The following is a 21,954-nucleotide window of genomic DNA, read 5'->3' on the forward strand; positions in this document are numbered from 1 at the left end:
GTCTCGGTGAGCAATGGCAGTGTGTGCAGGATTGGATACAGCAGAATCCGCGGTAAATACGGTCAATTTTCCGGTGCAATTTACCGGCCAGAGGTGTAAAACGTGGTCGTTGATCTCCTAACGGCTCCGCCGCGTAAGGAGGCCATCGATGAACGCAGAAATTAGGAAGCAAACCATGGCAGCAAAAAGCCTTTGGTGTGGTGTTCTGGCCACTCTTGTGGTGCTGCTCACGCCCCCGCCGGCGTTGGCTCAGTCCGAGGATGACCCTTGGGAGGGGTTTAATCGCGCGGTTTTCAAGTTTAATGACACCGCCGATACCTACGTTGTGCGGCCTGTCGCGGTCGGTTACGACGCCGTGATGCCCGACTTTGCCCGGGTGGGCGTTAACAACATCTTCAGCAACTTTCTCGATGTCAACGGCCTGCTCAACGCACTCCTTCAAGGCGAGCTGAATGGCGCGTGGCGCAATACCAGCCGCGTAGTCCTGAATACAACACTGGGCTTTTTTGGTGTGTTCGACGTCGCCTCCGATATGGGTATTGAGCGCTATCCGACCGATTTTGGTCATACGTTGGCGAAGTGGGGGGTGGGACGAGGTCCTTACGTCATGTTGCCGCTGTTTGGCCCGAATACCGTGCGTTCATCGATCGGCTTTGGCGTCGATGCCTATGCGTCACCGATGGGCCAGCTTTTTGATGATGAGCCCGAGTGGGGGCTGCGAGCGCTGAATATCGTCGATCTGCGGGCCGGATTGCTGGGATCGGACGAACTGGTCACCGGTGACCGCTACATCTTTATTCGCGATGCTTTTCTTCAGCGTCGGGAAGCACTGGTCAATGACGGTCGGGCCAAGGATAATTTTTCTGAGTTTGAGGACGATTGGGAAAGCGATGGCCTGTAGCCGAAGCTGCTGTCGGCAGGCCAGGTGCTAATGCCATGACCGCGGGCTCAGTACTCATCGTCGATGACCAGAAAGAGCGAGCGCAGGAGCTGGTAAACGCACTCGATGGGCATGATTTTTATATCGAGGTTCGTCCTGAAGTTGTTGATCTTGAGACGGTGCTTGGTGTCGATTCACCCTGGGATTGCGTGATAACCACGGTGGATTTGCACGGTGTCTCGTGGTCCTCGGTGCGGCGGTCGATGCGTGGATTTGATGTTCAGGTCCCCGTCATAACCTTTAGTAATGAGAAGAATTTTGACAGTATGTCCACGGCCCTGAGCTTGGGGGCCGCCGATTTCTTTGTCCGGCCCGCCAAGAAGCCTGGCTTATTGGTGCGGTCGGTGGAGCGCTCGGTGCACCATCGGCAGCTACAACGGGAACTCAAGCGGAGTAAAGAGCGGCTTGAGCGCCTGAATGCAGAGTTGCGACACTCGCTGAGAATTCTTGAGCAGGATCAGCAGGCCGGTCGGCAGGTGCAGCGAGCAATGCTGCCAGCGGGGTCCTTGAAGTTAGAAGATTACTGGTTGAGCCATAAAATTGTCCCTTCTTTGTACCTCAGTGGTGATTTCACGGATTATTTTCGCGTCGGCGAGCACTCGGTCGTTTTCTACCTTGCCGACGTGTCGGGGCACGGTAGTTCTTCGGCCTTCGCGACGGTACTGCTGAAGAATCTTTTTGCCCGGAAGCGATCGGATTTTCTCAGGCAAAAGGATCATGCGATCACCAATCCGGTGCAGATGCTGAAATTTGCCAATCGGGAATTGCTCGAGCTCGCCGTCAGTAAATACGCCACCATGGTGGTGGGCGTTCTCGATACTGATAAAGGCCTCCTGCGATACAGTGTGGCGGGCCATTTACCACTGCCCGTTTTGATTTCTGACAAGGAGACCGTATATCTCCCCGGTGAGGGTTCCCCGGTGGGTTTGATCCCGGACCCGGTTTATGAGGAGCATGCGGTTGAGTTACCGGACCACTGCATACTGACCATTATGTCCGATGGTGTGCTTGAGACCATGAACGACTCGGATCTTATCGGTAAAGAGGCGGAACTGCTCAAGCGGCTTACAGGCGCTGTCTGTAAACCCAGTGAGGTGGTAGCCCGTCTCGGTCTTGAAGATTTGGGTAAGGTCGAGCTGCCCGATGATATTGCAGGTCTTTTCCTCAGTCGGGGATTGTCATGAGCGATTGCCGGATTCGTGCAGCAAGCGATGGTGGTGACTATCTGCTCCGACTCGAGGGCGACGTACGCCTGACGATGTGCACCGCGCTCGATGAGTACTTTCAGCAGATTACCGCTGATCCTGATTTTTCCAGTGTTTGTGTTGATTTGACTCGCGCAACCGGGCTCGACAGTACCACGCTCGGCATGCTGGCCCAGCTCGCGCTGAAGACCAAGGATTGCTTTGGCGTCAGGCCCGTGATGTACAGTAATAATCCCGGCATCGATCGGCTTTTGCAGTCGATGGGCTTCGGCGTCTTATTTTCTTTGCAGCAGGATTCACCTGGTGCTGCGGCGTTCGATCAGGATTTGGCGGAGCTGGGCAGCAGTGAAAGCGAAGTCAAAGAAAAAGTGATCGAGGCCCACCGTGCCTTGATGTCAATCAGCGACGACAATACCGAGCGTTTTCGTGATTTGGTGCAAACGCTGGAATCTGACTAACCACCTACCGCGTTATTTTTGCCGCGAGTAGTGATTCCAAGGCCTGCTGGTCTGCCGCAAAGCGTCGTATACCATCAGCGAGCTTGTCGCTCGCCATGGCATCGTCATTGGTTTGATAGCGAAAGTCCGCTTCTTCGATAGCGGGCACCGGTTGTTGGGTTGCTCCAGCGGTCGCCAATGCCCGCGGCAAATGGCCATTGTCTTCGGCGAGCGCATCCATCAGTGCAGGACTGATCGTCAGCCGATCACAACCGGCGAGCGCCTCGATCTCGCCGCTATTACGGAAGCTGGCGCCCATGACCACCGTCTCATACCCGTGATTCTTGTAGTGCTCATAGATTCGGGTAACCGACCGAACGCCGGGATCATCAAAGGGTGTGTTGACCACTAGATCGGTGTTGGCGAGGTGCCAGTCCAGGATACGTCCGACAAAGGGCGATATCAGGAATGCGCCGGCATCGGCACAGGCCTGGGCCTGTGCAAAGCCAAACAGAAGCGTGAGGTTGCAGTTTATGCCTTCGCGCTCGAGTTCACGTGCGGCACAAATGCCTTCCCAGGTGGCCGCAATTTTTATCAGTATCCTTTTTTTGTCGATCCCGGCGTGATCGTAGAGCTCGATGAGACGGTGCGCTTTGGCAATGGTCGCCTGAGTATCAAAGGACAGCCGCGCATCGACTTCGGTACTGACCCGGCCAGGAATGTGGTTGAGTATTTCTCCGCCCACGATAACGGCAAACTGGTCGCAGGCATCGGCGGCTGACCGCGCCGCCGCAATCGCTCGATCCAGAAGGTCGGAGAAACGAGGTAGTTGAGCGGTCTTCAGCAATAACGATGGGTTGGTTGTCGCGTCGATCGGCTGGAGACGGGCAATGGCATCGATCTCTCCCGTGTCGGCAACAACCTCTGTCATCGCGCGCAGTTGCTCAAGTTTGTTCATAGGTGTTCCGGTCTTCCAAAATAGTGGGCTGGTTAGTCGTACCGTCAGGCCGCTTTAGGGTAATCCATCGCGGCCCGAAGCACATCGGAGGTGGCGTTGGGTAAATGGGCGTTTTCACTGATTACTCGTCGGAAGCGCTTGCCACCGGGGATTCCCTGATAAAGACCCAGAACGTGCCGGGTGACGTGATTGAGCCGACCTCCTCGGGCCAGCTCGCGATCAATATAGGGCATCAAAGCCTCCAGCACCGAGGCTCGCGATTGTCCCCGGGGGGCATCACCGAACAGCGCCTGATCAACAGACGCCAACAGCCATGGATTCTGGTAGGCCGCACGACCCAGCATTACCCCGTCTACCTTTCCGAGGTGCGACTCGCAGGCCGGGATGTCAGTCACACCTCCGTTGAGTACGATAGTCAGGTGAGGGAAGTCCTGCTTCAGTCGATACACCCACGGGTAATTGAGCGGGGGGATTTCCCGGTTCTCCTTGGGCGATAGCCCCTGCAGCCATGCTTTGCGGGCATGGACGATAAAAACACGAGCGCCACCACTGGCCACGGTACCCACGAAATCCCGGAGCTCGTTGTAACTTTCCTGATGGTCGATTCCGATACGATGCTTCACCGTTACGGGCAGTGCACTGGCGTCGCACATGGCGGCAACACAGTCGCGGACGAGTTCCGCCTCAGCCATGAGACAGGCACCGAATCGACCATTTTGCACGCGGTCTGAGGGGCATCCGCAATTCAGATTGACCTCATCGTAGCCCCAGTCTTCAGCCATCCGCGCACAGCTGGCGAGTTCTTCGGGGTTCGATCCACCGAGCTGTAATGCTATCGGGTGCTCGCAGTCGTTAAACTGCAGGTGCCGCGCCACATCCCCATGCAGCAGTGCGCCGGTGGTGACCATTTCGGTGTAGAGGCGGGCACGACGGGTCAGTAGCCGCCAGAAATAACGGCAATGGCGGTCCGTCCAGTCCATGCACGGTGCCGTGCAAAAACGCCAGGGTGAAGGGGAGTCGTGCATAACCACAGCTCTAGGCACGCGAAAAACACGTATTGTACAAGACAGACCAGATTAAGGGAGTGGAACAATGTCGGGCTTGGCGGAAGCGTCTCAGGAACGAAAAGCATCGGATTTGATGGTCAGGGCATTGATCAATGAAGGTGTCGAACGCGTCTTCGCCGTTCCGGGCGAGGAGAACCTCGACTTGCTGGAGTCCCTGCGAGTGGCCGGAATCGAGCTTATCGTGACCCGACACGAGCAGGGGGCCGCGTTTATGGCGGCGACCTATGGTCGTTTAACGGGGAGGGCTGGGGTTTGTCTTGCGACTCTTGGCCCTGGCGCCACGAACTTTACGACGCCGGCAGCCTATGCTCAGCTGGGAGGCTTTCCCTTGGTGATGATTACGGGTCAGAAGCCCATCAAGAATTCAAAGCAGGGTCAGTTTCAGATCGTGGATGTTGTGCAGTTAATGGACCCCTTAACCAAGATGTCCCGGCAGATCGTGCACGGCAACACCATACCCAGCCTTGTCCGGGAGGCTTTCCGTTTGGCGGAGGAGGAGCGACCGGGCGCTGTCCTTCTTGAACTACCCGAGGATATCGCGGCGGAGCAGACCCGTGCCCCCCTCTACGAACGCCATGAACGGCATTACGCGGTTGCCGATGAGACGGTGATTCGTGAGGCGGCGACCATGATTGGCGAGGCCAGGCATCCACTGGTGCTGATCGGTGCCGGTGCGAATCGTAAGTCAGCGCGGGTGGCGATCGACAGCTTTGTCAAAACATCGGGAATTCCCTTTTTTACCACTCAGATGGGGAAGGGTGTGATCGATGAGCGCAGCCCGCTTTATCTGGGTACAGCGGCGCTGTCCGACGGAGATTATGTGCATTGCGCGATCGATCGCGCCGATCTGGTGATTAATATTGGACACGATGTTATCGAGAAGCCGCCCTTTTTCATGACCGAGGGGGGCAAACGGGTGATTCATGTGAATTTCCGCTCGGCGCAGGTTGATCAGGTGTATTTCCCCCAGGTTGAAGTGGTGGGAGATATAGCCCGTTCGGTATCCCGCCTCGCCGAGGTGGCACGACCGAATAACGCTGATTTTGATTATTTCGAGCGGGTGAGCCGCGAAATTGACAGCCATGTGATGGATCGCGCTGATGACTCACGGTTCCCTGCACTTCCTCAGCGGCTGGTAGCGGACGTGCGGCAGGTGATGAGTGATCGCGACATCATCGCGTTGGATAATGGGATGTACAAGATTTGGTTTGCCCGCAATTATTATGCGTATCAGCCGAACACCGTGCTGGTCGACAATGCGCTCGCGACCATGGGTGCGGGTTTACCGTCGGCGATGATGGCATCGATGTTGTATCCAGATCGGCGGGTGATGGCGATATGCGGCGATGGTGGCTTCATGATGAACAGTCAGGAATTGGAAACCGCGCTTCGTTACCAACTCAACCTGGTGGTGCTGATTATCAGTGATGATGGGTATGGAATGATTCGCTGGAAACAGCGACAGATGGGTTTTGAGGACTGGGGTCTCGAATTCAATAATCCCGACTTTGTAGCCTACGCTGAGAGTTATGGTGCGCACGGGCATCGAATCGATAGCGCGGAGGCAATCATACCGACCCTTGAAGCCGCGTTTAATGCCGGCGGTGTTCATGTGGTTGAGGCGCCGGTAGATTACTCCGAGAACACGCGGGTTTTGATCGAAGAGCTCGCAGAAAAAGTGTGTCTGGTCTGAGTGGCCGGGGAGCCCGTTAGCACCATGCGTCGCCGCCGCTTCCTGGCCCATACCGCCACGGGTATCGCGGCATCCCTGTTGAAGGGTGCGTCGATCAGGGCCGCAGCGCCGGTGCATTTTACCCATGGGGTTGCCAGCGGGGATCCGTTATCGGATCGGGTGATTTTATGGACCCGCGTCGTCCCCGGGGATTTCGTCGATCGACCCATTGAGTGTGTCTGGGAGGTCGCTGCGGACGAAGGCTTCTCGCAGATCGTAGCCCGAGGCCAGGCGCGGGCTGATCGTTACGCCGATTACACGGTGAAAGTCGACGCAGAGGGTCTTCTACCCGGCCGTCGCTACTTCTACCGGTTTGCTGTCGGCGATAGTCTGTCGCCGGTGGGAAGGACCCGCACGCTGCCGGTTGGTGCGATTGAGCGCTTTTCGCTGGGCGTTTGCTCCTGCGCTAATTATCCCCAGGGGCGGTTTCACGTCTATCGTGAAATGGCGAACGCGGATATCGATGCGATCGTGCATCTCGGTGATTATATTTACGAGTACCCCATCGGATTTTACGATTCGGTTTATGCGCGGGAAACACTGGGTCGGCGCGTCGAGCCCGAGCATGAGTTGCTCGTGCTGGAGGACTATCGAGCACGGTATGGTGTGTATCGCACCGACCCCGATTTGCAGGCGGCCCATGCGGCGCACCCGTTCATCTGCGTTTGGGATGATCACGAAATCGCCAACGACACCTGGCGCACCGGTGCCCAGAACCATAATCGTGGCGAGGGCGACTTCGCCGATCGACTGTGGGCCGCGCGGCAGGCTTACTGCGAGTGGTTACCCATTCGTGCTCGCCCCGAGCAGCCTATTTTTCGGGCTTTTTCCATCGGCGATCTCGCCGATTTGATCATGCTCGATACTCGAATCCACGGCCGGGATCGTGCCTATGACTATCGTAAAGGTAGCCCGGTGCACCGGGACCTGGGCGCGTTTCGCCGCGTTATTGCCGATCCCGGGCGCACCCTGCTGGGTATCGATCAGGAGCAGTGGCTCAGCCAGCGGCTCAGTGAAAGCTCAGAACGTGGTGCCACCTGGCAGGTACTCGGTCAGCAGGTGGTAGTGGGGAGCGTGACCTTACCCCGCATCCCGGATGCCGCCTTTGACTTTGACGGCGCCTCCGGGTACGCACGGAGTTACGTATCGACAATGCAGAAGATGGCGGTGCACAGCCTTCCGCTCAATACGGATGCCTGGGACGGTTACCCGGCGGCTCGCGAACGACTGTTTCAGGATTTACAGCGGTTTGCTGATAATCCGGTGGTGCTTGCGGGGGACACCCACAATGCCTGGGCGTTCAACCTTAGTGACCATCGGGGCAGACCGATCGCGGTGGAAATTGACACCCCCAGCGTCAACAGCTCGGGCGCCGAAGGGTATATCTGTTTGCCACCCAGCCAATGGGCTGCTGCGTTGCGGCAGGCGAATCCACATCTACTGGCCGCTGATATGGCACACCGTGGCTGGACGTCAGTGTCGCTGACACCGGAGTCCATGGTTGCACAATGGCACTTCGTCGATGATGTGCTCAACGAAAATTACCGAAGTTTTTCGGGCGGCCGGTTCACCAGTGCTGCCGGTTCCCGTCAGCTGGTTAGGGCTTAGGTGTCATTTCAAACGTTGTTCTAGTACGTGTCTATCGGTGGAGGCTGTATGCATTACATTTTCGAAGTACACATTAAGCCGGGGTACAGTGCCGAAGAATATGCCGCGAGCTGGGTCGAGGTGAGTCAGCACATTCAGCAGGCCCAGGGGGCCCAGGGCACGCGCTTACACCGAAAAATCGGTGACCCCAATGTGTTGCTGGCGATTGCTACCTGGGAATCCAAGAGCGCGCGGGATGCTATGGAGAGCAGTCCCCCCGCAATCGTAAATGAGCTGATAAAGCGACAGATACCGTATGTTGATATCCGGCTGATCGGCGAGTTCGACGCGCCGGAGTGGGTCGTGCTACCTCCGGAACAGGCGTAGGTCAGGACTGACTGAGGGTTTATGCACTGATCGGCTCGGCCAGCGATTTTTTACCGGGAATACTGGCCAGCAACCGCTGCGTGTACGGATCCTGGGGCGACCCAAAGATTTCGGCGGCAGTCCCACGCTCCACCAGCTTGCCGTGGTACATCACCGCGATGTGATCGGCGATCTGGCGGATTACAGCGAGGTCATGGGAGACAAACAGCATAGTGAGTCCGTGTTCACGTCCAAGGTCCTGCAGCAGTTCGAGAATCTGTGCCTGAATAGTGACGTCAAGTGCGGAAACCGGCTCATCGGCAACAATGAATTCAGGCTGGGTTGCCAGTGCGCGGCCGATGGCAATGCGCTGTCGCTGCCCTCCGGAAAATTCGTGTGGGTACTTGCGCACGAAATTTCTGGCCAGGCCGACATCATCCATCAGTCGCTGAATGGCATTATCCAGGCCTTTTCGATCGACGATGTTGTGCAGCAGTAGCGGCTCCGCCAGCGTGTCGAAAACCGTCATTCTTGGATTTAGCGAGGCGAACGGATCCTGAAAAATCATTTGCATTCGCCGTCGGAAGCCCTTGAGTGCTGCGCCGGACAGTTGGGTGAGGTCAGTGCCGTCAAAGGTAATAGTGCCGTCGGTAATGGGCGCGAGACGCAGAATTGAGCGCCCGAGCGTTGATTTGCCACTGCCCGATTCGCCAACGAGCCCCAGTATTTCCCCGCGATTGATGGTCAGTGACACATCGTCCACGGCCTTGACGGGTTCTTGTGAATTGTCCGAATAGAACCAGGTGCGTAGCGAAGAGATCTCTATCAAGGGGTCTGATGCGCCTTCCTGACTCGCCCGTTCAGCACTCGGTATGGCATCCAGTAGTTTTTGTGTGTAAGGGTGTTGGGCGTTTTCGAAGATGGCTTTGGGTTCACCCTTTTCAACCAGATTGCCACGCTCCATCACAATAATCTGGTCGGCAATATCGGCGACCACCGCGAGGTCATGGCTGATCAACAGCACGCCGATGTCGTGGGAGTTTTGAAGATCGGCGATGAGGCGCAGGATCTGCGCCTGGATGGTGACGTCGAGCGCCGTTGTTGGCTCGTCGGCGATGAGGAGCTTGGGTTCATTGATTAGCGCCATGGCGATCATGACCCGCTGGCGCATGCCACCTGAGAATTCATGGGGATAGCAGCTAAAGCATTGTGCGGGGCTGCGCATACCGACCTCATCAAGCAGTTCGATGGCGCGGGCTTTGGCGTCCGCTTTGCCCATGTTCTTGTGTAGGCGTAGCGGCTCAATCAACTGATCGCCAATAGTCATAAAGGGGTTCAGGCAGGTCATTGGGTCCTGAAAAATCATTGCGATGTCGCGGCCGCGGATTTTGCGGAGCTCGTCCTCGCTCAGGCTGAGCAAATCCTTACCCTCGAACAGCGCGGTACCCCCGTCGATACGACCCGGCGGGGAAGGAATCAGGCCCAGCATCGCGTAGCAGGACACCGATTTACCCGATCCACTCTCGCCGATAATTGCGGTGATCTGGTTCTTCTCAACGGTGAAGCTGATGCCGTTGACCGCAGTGCTGATGCCGTTTCGGGTGCTAAAGCTAATTTGCAGATTGTCGACCGAGAGCAGACTCATGATTCAGTCCTTGGAACCACGGACATCGAGGGCATCGCGCAGGCCGTCGCCGAGGAAATTGAGGGAAAATAAAGTAACGGTTAGCGCGAGTCCTGGAAATATAAGCAGCCAGGGATACTCCTCCATGGTCTCGGCGCCGAAGCTGATCAGCAGTCCCCACGATGTCTTGGGCGGCTGAATACCCAACCCCAGGAAGCTGAGAAAGGCTTCCAGCAGCATCACCGACGGGATGGTAAGGGTGGTGTAGACAATGATCGGCCCGAGGGCATTGGGCACCACATGTCTTCGAATAATGGCGCTTTGGGAAAGCCCCAGGGAAATAGCGGCTTCAACGAACTCCTGTTGGCGCAGCGACTGCACCTGTGAGCGCATGATTCGCGCCATGGTCAGCCACTCTACTGCGCCGATTGCGAGGAACAAAAGCAATATATTGCGCCCGAACACCACCATAAGCAGCACGATAAAAATCATGAAGGGCAGGGCGTACAGGATGTCGACGATGCGCATCATCGCTGCATCAAGGCGGCCGCCGACATAGCCCGCTACCGCACCCCAGGTGACGCCGATAAGCAGCGCAACAGCGGTGGCGATGAAACCCACCATGAGCGAAACACGACCGCCATACATAATTTGAGTCAGCAGGTCGCGACCGAAGACGTCGGTACCCAGCCAATGCTGCGCGGAAGGTGGTGATGCCCCGAGGTCAAGATTCTGCACCTCGTAGTCGTAGGGTGCGATCCAGGGCGTGAGCAGCGAGATAACGATGAGAAATAGCAGCACATAGGCGCCACCGACCGCCGGTTTATTGCGGCGCAAACGAATCCAGGCATCCTGCCAGAGCGAGGAACCGGTATCTGCCGAATCCGGGCTGGCGGTATCCGCTAACGTATTCATCACTTACCTCCCTGGAATTGCGCGCGCAGTCTCGGATTGAGCCAGGCGGCGGCAACGTCACTCAGCAGGTTGAAAAAGACGATGAGCGTTGACAGGAATACGGTGGTTCCAAGAATCATGGTGTAGTCACGGTTAAACGCCGCTTGCACATAGAAGCGACCGAGGCCCGGAATCTGGAAAATGGTTTCTACAACAAAGGAGCCAGCCAGCAAACCCGCGAAAGCCGGTCCCAAAAAGGCCACTACCGGAATAATCCCCCCGCGCAGGGCATGCCGCACAACGACTTGCCACTCGGGCAGTCCCTTGGCTCGGGCGGTGCGAATATAATCCTGTGACAGTACTTCGAGCATGCCCGCGCGGCTGAGACGGGCAACATAAGCCGCATAGGCCGACCCCAATGTGACCGAGGGTAGGATTTTGTCCCCGGGTAACATTCCCCAACCAGCGATCGGCAGGAGCTCCAGATAAATGCCGAACACCAAAACCAATAGCGGCCCCAGCAGGAAGGAGGGCATACAGATCCCGACCATGGCCAGAGTCATGGGAATATAGTCTTGCTTGGTGTTGGGTTTGAGTGCGGCAAAAACGCCAGCAGTCCCTCCTATGACCAGCGCGATCAACAGCGCGTAGAAGCCAAGTTCAGCCGTAATAGGCAGGCCTGAGGCCAGAATTTCGTTAACGCTTCGGCCCGGGTATTTGAATGAAGGGCCCAGATCGCCCTGGAATAAATCTCCCAGATACGCGAAGTACTGTTCATGAAGGGGTAGGTCGAGTTTGTATTGGGCTTCCAGGGCCTTCCTGACTTCCGGCAGTACGGCCTTCTCTTCGTCAAAGGGCCCCCCCGGCGCTGCCCGTACGAGGAAAAAGGTGGCCGTCACCACGATCAGGATGACGGGCACGGACTGAAGCAATCGACTAATCAGAAATTTCAGCATGGGCTCCTGGGGTTCCTGTTATTGCATGGCATCTGGGAGTTGCCGGCCCGGAACGAGTGTCACGTACTTCCAGTTCAGTGAATCCATGAGATTACCGGGCATACCCTCTACGCTGGGATGAAGCAAATATCGCGAGTTATAGGTATAGATCGGAATAATCGGCATGGTCTCGATTAGTCGGGTTTCGGCCTCAACAAAGTAGGCATAGCGTACTTCCCTCGTCTTTGCCCTGGGTGCTTTCTGGCTGACGAGATTGTCAAATATGGGGTCTGCAAAACCTGTGTTGTTATTGCCGCCGCCCGTTAGAAACAGCTCAAGAAAAGTGTTCGGGTCCACATAGTCGCCGATCCATCCCCGGCGGGCAATCTGGTAATCCCCGGTCTTCACCGAATCTGAGTAGACCTTCCATTCCTGGTTGGTGAGGGTGACCGTAACGCCCAGATGCTTCTTCCACATCTGCTGAATGGCGATGGCAATTTTTCGGTGAGCCTCATGGGTGTTGTAGAGAATCTCGAGTCCGGGCCAGCCTTCCCCGCCGGGGTAGCCCGCCTCGGCCAGGAGTTCGCGCGCAGCTGCGGGATCAAAGGTAAAGAGCTGTGGCGGTTGGTAGCCCAGCGTGCCCGGTGGGACCATGCTATAGGCTGGGGTAACAATGCTCTGCATGACGGACCGGGTGAGTAACTCCCGGTCGACGGCCATCGACAGTGCCCGGCGTACCCGTGGGTCATCGACCGGAGATTTGTCGATGTTCACGAGATAGTAGTAGGTTCCGATGTAAGGGTCCTGATGGTAGAGCGTATCGGGCATTTGTCGGTAATCAGGGACCTTGTCGAGGGGCACCTCGTAAGTGCGGTGTACCTGACCGACGCGGAACATGCGTTCTTCCAGCGTTTGGTTGTCAATCGGGTGATACACAATTCCGTTTAGCGATACGTTCTCGCGATCCCAATACGTGTCATTTTTGCGCACTTTGATAAACCGGTTCATGGCCCAGTCATCCAGATTAAAGGCACCGTTGCCGATAAGGTTTCCCGGACGGGTCCAGGCGGTAAATCGGTCGGTCATTTCGCCGAACTGAAGCAGGGTTTCCGGGTGGACTGCGTACGCGGCGTAATGGTCCATCAGTTGCAGGAAGTAGGGCGTTGGTGCCTCAAGGGTGACTTCTAGGGTGGACTCGTCAAGTGCTGCGATGCCCACCGCCGTAAAGTCTTTGAGTTCACCTTTGGCATAGCGCTCGGCGTTTTTGACCGGGTAGAGCATGTAGGCATTGCGATTGCCCGTCTCGGGGTGGAGGGCGCGATTCCAACTCCAGATAAAATCACTGGCGTTTATGACCTCGCCGTTGGACCACCGAGCCTCAGGGTTCAGGTGGAAGGTGTAAACCAGGCCGTCATCGCTAATCGTCCACCGCTGGGCGACACCGGGTTCGGGTTCAAGCGTGTAGGGGTTCTTTACGACCAGCCCCTCGAACAGCGAACGGAGGATACGGTTTTCCGGGACCCCTGTGACCGCGTGTGGATCCAAACCCTGGGGTTCAGCGGCATTGGCCAAATGAAAGATACCGTCGCGATTGCCACTGTCGACATTGGACTCACCCCCGCCACAGCCTGTGGTTATCAGTAACGCGGACAGTGCCAGTGTTCCGACTGCCCATGCGGTTTGTCGATACCGCGTGGCCAGTGTCTCAACCCAACCGCGGGTTGTTGCGGCGGTGCTCGGGTCAGTGGCCAGCGAAAACCAGGGGTTTCTGGATGTTGCGCTACCGGGTGCTGCGGCCATGGTTTGTTTCACCGTATGCTGTCGGGGAGTGTTCGGCCGGGCACCAGCTCGGCGTATTTCAGATTAATCGACTGCGTCACGTTGAGAGGCATACCCTCAACGCTGGGATGTTGCAGTAGGCGAGTGGTATAGGAATAGATGGGAATGATCGGCATGGCATCCATAAGCAGCGCTTCCGCCTGTTGCATATACCTGTAGCGCTCTTCACGGGTAACCGACTGACCGCCTTTGCTGATCAGTAGGTCGTCGAAGCGCGGATCCGAATAGCCCGAATCATTATTGCCGCCATCGGTTAAGAACAGCTCCAGAAAGCTCGACGGATACACATCACCAATCCAGCCCATTCGCGCCACCTGATAATCCTTTTGGTTGACCGTTTCCACGTAGACTTTCCATTCCTGATTGGCGAGGGTGATTTCAACACCAAGGTTTTTTTTCCACATTTGCTGGATGGCGATGGCTATCTTGCGATGTGCTTCGCTGGTGTTGTAGGTGATCTCGAGGCCAGGCCAGCCCTCACCGTCGGGGTAGCCGGCCTCAGCGAGTAGTTCTCTAGCCCGCTCCGGGTTGAAAGCAAAGGGTGCAGGCGGCGTGTAATGGGGAATAAAGGGTGGCACGACGCCATAAGCGGGGATGACAGAGTCGTACATGATTGTTCGCGCGATCTTTTCCCGATCCACTGCCAGCGCGAGCGCCTTGCGCACTCTTACATCATCGGTGGGCGCGCGAAGATTGTTCACGACATAAAAATAAGAACCAAGATAGGGAGCGGTTCTGAAGGGCGTATCGGGCATCGTCGAGTAGGCAGGAATTTTATCCAGCGGCAGGGTGAAGGTGCGATGCAGTTGGTCTACCCGAAACATGCGTTCCTCGATGTTATCGTCTTCGATAGGGTAGAAGACCACACCGTTAAGACTGACCTTGTCCCGATCCCAGTAGGTGGGGCTCTTACCGACCTTGATATAACGGTTCATCGCCCACTCCTCCAGAATGAAGGGCCCGTTACCAACGAAATTTTCGGGACGCGTCCACTGGGTAAAGCGGTCGGTCATCTCACCGTGTTTGAGTATCGTCTCCGGGTGCAGCGCATAGGAGGAATGGTGCATCAACTGAACAAGAAAGTGGGGTGTGGGGCCACGCAGGGTGACTTGCAGGATGGCTTCTTCGAGCGCTTTAACCCCGACTTCGCCAAAGTCATCAATGGCACCTGTGGCGAACGCCTCAGCGTTATCAATTACGTAAAGCAGGTAGGCGTTTCGATTGCCGGTCTTGGGGTGCAGGGCGCGTTTCCAGGTCCAGACATAGTCGCTGGCGGTGATGGGTTCGCCGTTAGACCAGACGGCTTTTGGATTGATATGAAAGGTATAGATCAGGCCGTCCGTACTGATCTCCCAGCGCTCGGCCACCCCAGGCTCGGGTTCGAGCGTCCACGGGTTGCGTGTGACCAATCCTTCGAACAGAGCGCCGAGAATGCGTGAAGCGTCGGTGGTGGTGACGACGTGGGGATCGAGCCCTGTCGGCTCTGAGGCATTACCCAGATGAAGAATACCCTCGCGATTGCCGATGACCACGTTGCTCTCGCCAACACCACAGCCCACCAGTGAAACGACTATCAGTGCCGACACACCGGCGAGAAGGTGCGTGCATTTACGGTAGGTATGCTTCATGAACTGCCGACATTAGAGCGTTGTAACAGAGTAAACAAGCTCACCGTGTTTTTGAATCACAGAAAGTCCGTCAAATTAAGCGTTTTAACGTGCGTTTCTTCCGGATAAGCGCGTTCTGCTTTGGTAAACTCGCGGTCTTCTTGTCGCTCTCCGGAACTCTGTACTTATGACAATTCGCACGCGTGTTGCCCCTTCTCCCACTGGAGATCCCCACGTCGGTACCGCCTATATGGCACTGTTTAACCGCTGTTTTGCCCGCGCGCATGGTGGGCAATTTGTGCTTCGAATCGAAGATACCGACCGCGCCCGTAGTACGCCCGAAGCGGAAGCGGCTATTCTCGATTCGCTCAAATGGCTGGGGCTCGACTGGGATGAGGGTCCCGATGTCGGTGGTGCTTACGGCCCCTACCGCCAGAGTGAGCGGGGAAGTATTTACGCTGATTACGCGTGGCAGTTGGTGGAGTCCGGCCATGCCTTTGTCTGTTACCGCACGGCTGAGGAGCTCGATTCGCTGCGCAACACACGGCGTGAAGCGGGACAGTCGACCGCGCTCAAGCCTTCGGATCTGATGTTGTCGGAGGCGGAGCAGGCCGCCCGGAAGTCGGCCGATGCGCCGTTTGTCATTCGTATGATGGTCCCGGAAGAGGCGGGTGCATGTACCGTTAACGACCTTTTGCGCGGGGCTATCGAACTCGACTGGTCGATGGTCGATGCGCAGATTCTGCTCAAATCCGATGGTATGCCGACATATCACCTGGCCAATGTGGTCGACGATCATTTGATGGAAATTACCCACGTGATCAGGGGCGAAGAGTGGATCAATTCGGCGCCCAAACACCAATTGCTCTACCAATACTTCGGTTGGGAAATGCCGGTGCTGTGTCATATGCCGCTGCTACGCAATCCCGATAAATCAAAGCTGAGCAAGCGCAAAAACCCGACCAGCATCCTGTACTACCAACGCATGGGCTTTTTACCCGAGGCCCTTGTCAATTACCTCGGTCGCATGGGGTGGTCTATGCCTGAAGAACAGGAGAAGTTCTCCCTGACCGAGATGGAAGCGGCTTTCGATATTGAACGCGTCTCTCTCGGCGGACCCATCTTTGATGTGGAGAAACTGCGTTGGCTGAATGGTTTGTGGATTCGGGAATCGCTGTCGCAGGAGCAGTTGGCCGAATGTCTTTATCAATGGGCGCTGAACAAATCGACGCTACAGGCGATATTGCCCCATGCTCAAGGCCGAATGGAATTGCTCTCGGACCTGGTACCCCTGTCGGCTTACCTGCTTTCTGGAGACTTAGGTGTTACCGCTGAGCAGTTTGAGGGATTGCCGGAGCCGGCAGAGGAAATCGTACAACGACTGCAATTTGTACTGTGGCGCCTTGAGGTCCAGCGTGATTGGGGCCGGGATGCGCTGTTCGAGTCACTTAAATCCCTGGCGGATCAGCTGGGCCTCAAGCCCAAGGTCTTGTTTGCACCGCTGTTTATAGCGATTGCGGGCTCCACTACGGCGTATTCAATGCCCGATTCGATGGCGATTTTGGGCCCCGATATGACGCGAGCCCGGTTGCGCCAGGCCATTGAGGCGCTGGGTGGAGTTTCGAAAAAAGCAGCGAAGCGGCTGGAAAAGGCCTATGCCGCTCTGGGGTAACCCGGGGACGCTGACCGCGCTCAGGCGGGTCGGCGTTTCAGGGCAATAATCCCAAGTACGGCGAGCCCGAGTTCGAACGCCACCGCACCGTAAGAGTAGCTCGTGAGCAACCCCGTCGGTGCCAGCAGCATGCCCACCCCTCGCGCGGCACCGAGAGCGCCGATGCAGATTGCGATTAACCACAAACCTGCTTCGGTGTAAGCGGGCATTCGTGCAGAGGCCAATAGAATAGCGCCGAAGCTGGCCTGAAAACCGCCGTACATGGCGGCGATTTCACCGTGTCCATCCGCGTTTGTGATCTGTAAACCGGCAACCTCTGCAGCAAAGGAGGGGAAGAACAGGCAAACGAGTCCGTAGCTGAAAAATATCGTTCCGGGAATTCCGAGCAGCAATCGTTCGAACAGCGTGATGGTTCCCGCGTTACTCATGCCGGGTTTTCGATACTGGCGATAAAGGCATCGGACTCAGCGATCGCGGCGTTCATCTCCTTGATCAACTGGGCAACATCAGCCTCGATGCTGTTGAGCTCCCCCTGCAGCGCGCCGACAGCGCTGGCATTCAGGTTATGCTTTAAATAGAGCACGTTGTCCCGCAGGGCGTCGAGTACCGGTGCCATTCGGCTCTCGGCGCGGCGCATTGATGTTAATAGTTGCTTTGACCGCCGCTCGGTATCCCGGAGTTTTCGCTCGCTGTCCCGGCGCAGATTGGCGTTGGTGTATTGTTCCAGCTCTTGGCGCCATTCATCGAATAGGTCGTCGCTGACGTCTTCGATGGCATCGATTCGACCCCGTACGTCGCTGGCGGCATCCTCGCTGGCTTCATATTCGTCGCTCAGTGCCTCATACACATCTTGTAATTCACCGCCGTCAAAATTGATCAGTGCACTGAACTGCTCCAGCGCAGAAGCGAACTGCTCCTGGGCTTCCTCCTGGGAATCGCGAGCTTCCTCGACCCGATCGACCAGGATGTCACGCTTTTCGACACCCATCGTCTCCATGGCCGAGTAGTAGGTTGATTCGCAGGCTGCCACCAGGGTAAGGCTTGCGATTAGTAAAACTTTTGTCAAAGAAGTCATAGCGATGTCCTCAGGAGCGAAAGCGTGCGGCGTCAACGATTGACCAGATGTGCAGCAGTACACCGGGTAACCACATGAACACTAGAATCACTGTGGCACCAAGCGCGTAACAGGCACCGGTCAGAAGAAAGAAGAGCAGGGCGGCCAGAATGCGTCCCTGCACCAGTTGTCCGAGCCCCGGTATGAAAAAACTGCAGATTGCGGCAAGCACGTTGCCACCTGATCCCTGTCCAGCCACGATTTTTATCCTTTAGCTTCAATTCAATCTTGAAAGTAGTATAGCTGGCCTCCCAGCTCAAGGCCGACGATCGGTTTTGATGAGGGCGGGAAAGGTTGACAGGCGAGCGCTCTGTGCATAGGATTCGCGTCCTTCGCCAATCGTGGTGATGCCTTATTGGGGCCATAGCTCAGCTGGGAGAGCGCAACACTGGCAGTGTTGAGGTCGGCGGTTCGATCCCGCCTGGCTCCACCAAATATTGATACGATTCAGCTGCCTATTCTGGCGCTGTGGTAGCTCATTCGGCGAGATCTACCTGCTTTTCATCGCTAGACTCGGCAAAGTTCTGAATACGAACCTCACCATCGGGAAATCGGGCAATGATGTCGAGCTCTCCACCCATAGCCCTAATATGGTTCCGTAACGTTGACAGGTACATATCAGTGCGTTTTTCCATCTTCGCAACGGCTGGTTGTTGGACGTGAAGTACCTCAGCCAACGTTTTTTGAGAAAGTCCCCGGGCCAGCCGGAGCTCATGCAGAGGCATGTCTTGCAACATAGCTTGAGCTTTAACCTCTGACTGCGTCCGCGCCTCGACGGACATAGCTGCCCGAAGTTTTGAAAATTTCTTAGCCATCAATCAAGCCCTCACGTTTCAACTCGTTCAAATGTTCGTCATAAAGCCTATCGGCTACCGGTATGTTCTCTTCATACCACTGATCGTCGCCGGTCTTGTCGCCACCCAGGAGCAAAATAGCGGCCCGTCTTGGATCAAAGGCATACAGCGTTCGGTAAGGGCGACCTTCATGCTGGGTGCGAAGCTCTCTCAGATGGGTGTGCTTTGAGCCATTGATGCCACTGCTATGTGGAAACGGCAGTTGCGGGCCTCGTTCTTCCAAGAGCTGTACAGTTGCTGCAACAGAAATCTGCTCTTCTTCAGTGAGGATCGACCACCACGCTTCGAATTCATCCGTGTATTCAACTTCCCAGCCCAGGCAGACATAATTCCATAAAAGGAATATTCCGTCAATGGAATTATTTTGAAAGAATGAAACCGAGCGTGGGTAAGCTTAAATGGCGGGTTTGGATATTTTTGTATCCCCCGTTCGCTTTGAACCGTTGAACGACCACTAAATGACAGATTCGCCAAAGCACTTCGCGATGCTTTATGGCGTCTTCTAGTCTGATTCCAATCCTTTGCGATTAGTAAAGAGTGGACTTCCCCTCCACCAAGTGATGCAAACGCAAACGGCGTCGGCTCGGTCACGGCGAGCTAGGCTACCGGCTACGAAGCCCGAGCAGTTCGTGCGGGGTGGCGTACAGCAACTCTGCGCCGTCCTCGGTGATGATATAGACGTCTTCCATGTGGCAGGGGCCGAACTCGCTGCCGAAATGGAGCATGTCGATACTGATCACCATGCCTTCTTCGAGGGTAAAGCCCTTCGCACCCTCGCGCCCCTGGTTGGGGAAGGGCAGGGGGAACTCGAGCGGCTGGTGGCCTATACCGTGGGCAATCACCAGTAGCTTCTCCGGAGCAGAGACGCCCCGCTTGGTGAGCGCCTCACGCCCGAGGGCAGGTAATACGCCGGTGTGGTTTCCGGGCCGTACCTGCGCCACGACTTCCTCATAGGCGCCACGGACCTGGTCATGAAGACGCTGGAAGTCTGGGGTTGGATTACCGATCACGGCGGTCCGGTTAATATCGATCCACAGCCCTTTCCAGATGCCCTGGGTTTCGAGAATCACAATCTGACCCTCTTGCAGCGGACCTTCGTGGGGGGTGCGGAAAAGTTCCGGTATGAACTGATCGTCGAAGGAACCCCCGAACAGCATGGCGCCTTCGTCCACTGGCCGGATGTCGTTGCGGATCATGAATTCAGCCACCCGGTACGACACTTCGTCCCAGCTTACCCCGTGCTCCAGAAGCCCGGCAGCGTATTGGATACAGGCATCCGCGAGTTTTCCGAGCTGTCGAAAACGTTCGTGTTCCGGAGGCGTCTTGACGATTCGTGCAGCCATTATGGGATTGAGTGCATCCACCACGGAAACGCCGCTCACCCTGTGGGCGACCGACTGCCCCACGCGAAGATCGTCGAAACCGACGTTGCCGATAAGTCCGAACTGCTCCAGCGCCCGCGCAAGGGCCGCAATAACATCGTCTTCAGACGGACCGAGCACCCGCTCGGCATAAAACGCGGTCGAGGCCGTCTCTAGCGCGCCGGGGCTGGCGTGGGGGTCTATCGCTCTGGCCGTCTCGCAGAAATCGAGAAGCTCAAAGGGCACCACCCGATCCACGCGCAGCTCTGAACCCCGGGTCTCGGAGACAGCCAGGAGGCCCACCATCGCTTCCGGTACACAGAGCAGCAGTGGGTCTTCAGCACGGGCACTCACCACTACCGCCGACATCGGCTCCACTTGCATCCAGCGCTCGAGCGTCGATTCGTAGCCGCTGGCGTAGAGAACGTTTTGCGGGCTGGAAAGCACCATCGCCGACAGGCCGTGTTCGGCCATTTGCGCGCGGAGCCGCACGATCCGTGGGTCCGCCGCTGCCATAAATTCAGTCATCGTCACCATCCTTGTTGTCAGACAATTTCAGACGCTAATTGACCCGTCAGCGCAACTCGCTGGCACAGGCCTCAATACTCACGCCCAAGTATAGGACAGGTAAACAGCTTGAGAGTAGATTTCCCGACTGCTGCCGATTCAGTCCGGCAAGTCCTGCGATGAAATCTGCCGGCTCTAGAGGCGACTAGATTAGTCCACCCCAAAACTCACATTATGCAGCGTATTCATAACCATCTGAGAAAATGAGGTAGAAGCCTGCTTAAATGCAGAAAAGATAGCGTTACGTTACGTTTCCGAGCGGCGTATTACGGCAAGCTGGTTTTTGAAGGCAGCCACTAATTGCGCATAGCAATCGGGTAATTCTGCGCCAGCGAGATGCACAAAATACATATGCGCCATTCCCCGCAAACGTTCGACCTTCAGCTCAACAATATCAGGATGTTCTTTTTTTACCGCGCGCCAGTTGAGATCGGGGACCACTACTATTTGGTTGGTCTTTGAAATCACTGGAAGCAATTGCAGTGGATCGGGCATTACTGACCCGGGCACATTGCGCTGAAACAATTCCAGCGACTCAACGGAAGTCAGTGACCTCCAGGTATCGATTGCCGATGGAAAGCCAAGAACCGGGTAATGGATAAGATCTTCCAATGTTATTGCAGATCGCAGCAATATCGGATGATCCTTGTGCGCAAGCGCAACAATGGTGTCATTATAAAGCGGAGTAAATTCAAACCGGTCGTCATTAGGTGGACTGGCAAAACCACCGATGAACATATCGATTTCCCGATTGATGAGCTTACCTTCACAGGAAGTCCAAAAGGCCACCTCAAAGCGTGGCACGAGATCTCGATGTTCAGTGCATATCTCGGCCAGCGTGTCCTTGAGAAATAAACTGGCGACTGCCGGTCCAATGCCAAACCGCAGTACCCCTTGTGCACCCTGCGCGATCGCGTCTATGTCAAAGGTCAGCGCTTCCAACTCGTTCAGTAGGATCGATACCCGCCGAATTGCTGCTATACCTGAGCGAGTGGGAACCAAGGCCCCCCTACGGCGAATGAATAGCTGCGTGCCCAGCTTACGTTCGATACCACTGAGCGACTTGCTAATGGCGGGGGCAGAAATCCCGCCTCTGGCGGCGGCGTCTGCGACGGAAGTCGCTTGTGCTAGCAGGCGCAAGTGTCGTAACTCATTGATACTCAGCACAATATTTCCCCTTGATTAGGGTCAGCCT

At 56.2% G+C, this 21,954-nt stretch carries 21 protein-coding genes and 1 tRNA gene; 8 read left to right on the top strand and 14 right to left on the bottom strand.

Translation table 11 applies throughout. The annotated features are described in order from the left end of the window. The first annotated feature begins 148 nt into the window (after positions 1–148). The 3 genes from NOR51B_RS09985 to NOR51B_RS09995 are packed head-to-tail and all read left to right on the top strand — an operon-like array spanning position 149 to position 2,603. A complete protein-coding gene (locus NOR51B_RS09985; protein ID WP_009019741.1) occupies positions 149–901 on the top strand; it encodes an MlaA family lipoprotein in 753 nt (250 codons plus the stop codon). A 35-nt stretch (positions 902–936) separates the two neighbouring features. After that, positions 937–2,124, top strand: a complete 1,188-nt coding sequence (locus NOR51B_RS09990) for a SpoIIE family protein phosphatase (protein ID WP_009021479.1) — start codon at positions 937–939, stop codon at positions 2,122–2,124. Then, the gene (locus NOR51B_RS09995) at positions 2,121–2,603 is read left to right on the top strand and encodes an STAS domain-containing protein (protein WP_009019443.1); all 483 of its coding nucleotides are present in this window, start codon (positions 2,121–2,123) and stop codon (positions 2,601–2,603) included. The genes NOR51B_RS09990 and NOR51B_RS09995 overlap by 4 nt, the downstream gene beginning before the upstream one ends. Before the next feature lie 4 nt (positions 2,604–2,607). Here the strand turns inward: NOR51B_RS09995 and tal are convergent, their stop codons facing one another. Then, positions 2,608–3,540: a transaldolase gene (gene tal, locus NOR51B_RS10000; protein WP_009021366.1), complete on the bottom strand. Its 933-nt coding sequence runs from the start codon at positions 3,538–3,540 to the stop codon at positions 2,608–2,610. A 44-nt stretch (positions 3,541–3,584) separates the two neighbouring features. After that, complete coding sequence (dusA, locus tag NOR51B_RS10005) at positions 3,585–4,565, bottom strand: tRNA dihydrouridine(20/20a) synthase DusA (protein WP_050759458.1); 981 nt, start codon at positions 4,563–4,565, stop codon at positions 3,585–3,587. Between the two features lie 67 nt (positions 4,566–4,632). Here dusA and NOR51B_RS10010 point away from each other — a divergent pair, with 67 nt between their 5' ends. From NOR51B_RS10010 to NOR51B_RS10020, 3 genes are read left to right on the top strand one after another with little or no spacing between them, the layout of a single operon-like run. Further along, positions 4,633–6,300, top strand: coding sequence for an acetolactate synthase large subunit (locus NOR51B_RS10010; RefSeq protein WP_009020619.1), 1,668 nt, complete (start codon positions 4,633–4,635; stop codon positions 6,298–6,300). Positions 6,301–6,324: 24 nt separating this feature from the next. After that, positions 6,325–7,947, top strand: coding sequence for an alkaline phosphatase D family protein (locus NOR51B_RS10015; RefSeq protein WP_009020347.1), 1,623 nt, complete (start codon positions 6,325–6,327; stop codon positions 7,945–7,947). 48 nt (positions 7,948–7,995) lie between these two features. After that, the gene (locus tag NOR51B_RS10020; RefSeq protein WP_009019916.1) at positions 7,996–8,313 is read left to right on the top strand and encodes an antibiotic biosynthesis monooxygenase family protein; all 318 of its coding nucleotides are present in this window, start codon (positions 7,996–7,998) and stop codon (positions 8,311–8,313) included. 19 nt (positions 8,314–8,332) lie between these two features. Here the strand turns inward: NOR51B_RS10020 and NOR51B_RS10025 are convergent, their stop codons facing one another. Genes NOR51B_RS10025 through NOR51B_RS10045 form a run of 5 tightly spaced genes read right to left on the bottom strand, consistent with a single transcriptional unit; the run spans position 8,333 to position 15,212 of the window. Next, the gene (locus NOR51B_RS10025; protein WP_009019895.1) at positions 8,333–9,937 is read right to left on the bottom strand and encodes an ABC transporter ATP-binding protein; all 1,605 of its coding nucleotides are present in this window, start codon (positions 9,935–9,937) and stop codon (positions 8,333–8,335) included. 3 nt (positions 9,938–9,940) lie between these two features. Further along, the gene (locus NOR51B_RS10030) at positions 9,941–10,831 is read right to left on the bottom strand and encodes an ABC transporter permease (protein ID WP_009021036.1); all 891 of its coding nucleotides are present in this window, start codon (positions 10,829–10,831) and stop codon (positions 9,941–9,943) included. Continuing rightward, positions 10,831–11,766 (bottom strand): ABC transporter permease, encoded by a 936-nt coding sequence (locus tag NOR51B_RS10035; RefSeq protein WP_009019157.1) that lies wholly within the window; start codon positions 11,764–11,766, stop codon positions 10,831–10,833. The genes NOR51B_RS10030 and NOR51B_RS10035 overlap by 1 nt, the downstream gene beginning before the upstream one ends. An 18-nt stretch (positions 11,767–11,784) precedes the next feature. Continuing rightward, positions 11,785–13,545 (bottom strand): peptide ABC transporter substrate-binding protein, encoded by a 1,761-nt coding sequence (locus tag NOR51B_RS10040; protein WP_154647657.1) that lies wholly within the window; start codon positions 13,543–13,545, stop codon positions 11,785–11,787. 8 nt (positions 13,546–13,553) lie between these two features. Then, complete coding sequence (locus NOR51B_RS10045; protein WP_009018999.1) at positions 13,554–15,212, bottom strand: peptide ABC transporter substrate-binding protein; 1,659 nt, start codon at positions 15,210–15,212, stop codon at positions 13,554–13,556. Positions 15,213–15,378: 166 nt separating this feature from the next. Here NOR51B_RS10045 and gltX point away from each other — a divergent pair, with 166 nt between their 5' ends. Further along, positions 15,379–16,863 carry a glutamate--tRNA ligase gene (gene gltX / locus NOR51B_RS10050; RefSeq protein WP_040482006.1) on the top strand — a complete coding sequence of 495 codons (1,485 nt, stop codon included), beginning with the start codon at positions 15,379–15,381 and terminating at the stop codon, positions 16,861–16,863. Positions 16,864–16,883: 20 nt separating this feature from the next. Here gltX and NOR51B_RS10055 read toward each other — a convergent pair whose 3' ends face one another. Genes NOR51B_RS10055 through NOR51B_RS10065 form a run of 3 tightly spaced genes read right to left on the bottom strand, consistent with a single transcriptional unit; the run spans position 16,884 to position 18,176 of the window. After that, positions 16,884–17,291 (bottom strand): DUF4345 family protein, encoded by a 408-nt coding sequence (locus tag NOR51B_RS10055; RefSeq protein WP_009021314.1) that lies wholly within the window; start codon positions 17,289–17,291, stop codon positions 16,884–16,886. Next, positions 17,288–17,938, bottom strand: a complete 651-nt coding sequence (locus NOR51B_RS10060) for a DUF2959 domain-containing protein (protein ID WP_009019481.1) — start codon at positions 17,936–17,938, stop codon at positions 17,288–17,290. Before NOR51B_RS10060 ends, NOR51B_RS10055 begins: the two co-directional genes overlap by 4 nt. A 10-nt stretch (positions 17,939–17,948) precedes the next feature. Beyond that, on the bottom strand, positions 17,949–18,176 hold the full coding sequence (locus NOR51B_RS10065; RefSeq protein ID WP_040482007.1) for a hypothetical protein: 228 nt from the start codon (positions 18,174–18,176) through the stop codon (positions 17,949–17,951). A gap of 158 nt (positions 18,177–18,334) precedes the next feature. Between NOR51B_RS10065 and NOR51B_RS10070 the strand changes: the two genes are divergently transcribed. Further along, a tRNA-Ala gene (locus tag NOR51B_RS10070) sits at positions 18,335–18,410 on the top strand. Between the two features lie 43 nt (positions 18,411–18,453). Here NOR51B_RS10070 and NOR51B_RS10075 read toward each other — a convergent pair. The 4 genes from NOR51B_RS10075 to NOR51B_RS10090 all read right to left on the bottom strand — a co-directional run bounded on the left by NOR51B_RS10075 (position 18,454) and on the right by NOR51B_RS10090 (position 21,926). Beyond that, positions 18,454–18,792: an XRE family transcriptional regulator gene (locus tag NOR51B_RS10075; RefSeq protein ID WP_040482008.1), complete on the bottom strand. Its 339-nt coding sequence runs from the start codon at positions 18,790–18,792 to the stop codon at positions 18,454–18,456. Beyond that, on the bottom strand, positions 18,785–19,186 hold the full coding sequence (locus NOR51B_RS10080) for a type II toxin-antitoxin system RelE/ParE family toxin (protein WP_326544576.1): 402 nt from the start codon (positions 19,184–19,186) through the stop codon (positions 18,785–18,787). Before NOR51B_RS10080 ends, NOR51B_RS10075 begins: the two co-directional genes overlap by 8 nt. 247 nt (positions 19,187–19,433) lie before the next feature. After that, positions 19,434–20,720: a M24 family metallopeptidase gene (locus tag NOR51B_RS10085; protein ID WP_081443940.1), complete on the bottom strand. Its 1,287-nt coding sequence runs from the start codon at positions 20,718–20,720 to the stop codon at positions 19,434–19,436. Between the two features lie 285 nt (positions 20,721–21,005). After that, positions 21,006–21,926, bottom strand: coding sequence for a LysR family transcriptional regulator (locus NOR51B_RS10090; RefSeq protein ID WP_040482010.1), 921 nt, complete (start codon positions 21,924–21,926; stop codon positions 21,006–21,008). Between the last annotated feature and the right edge of the window lie 28 nt (positions 21,927–21,954).

This window comes from Luminiphilus syltensis NOR5-1B, assembly GCF_000158175.1.
In the GTDB taxonomy this organism is placed as follows: Bacteria; Pseudomonadota; Gammaproteobacteria; order Pseudomonadales; family Halieaceae; genus Luminiphilus; species Luminiphilus syltensis.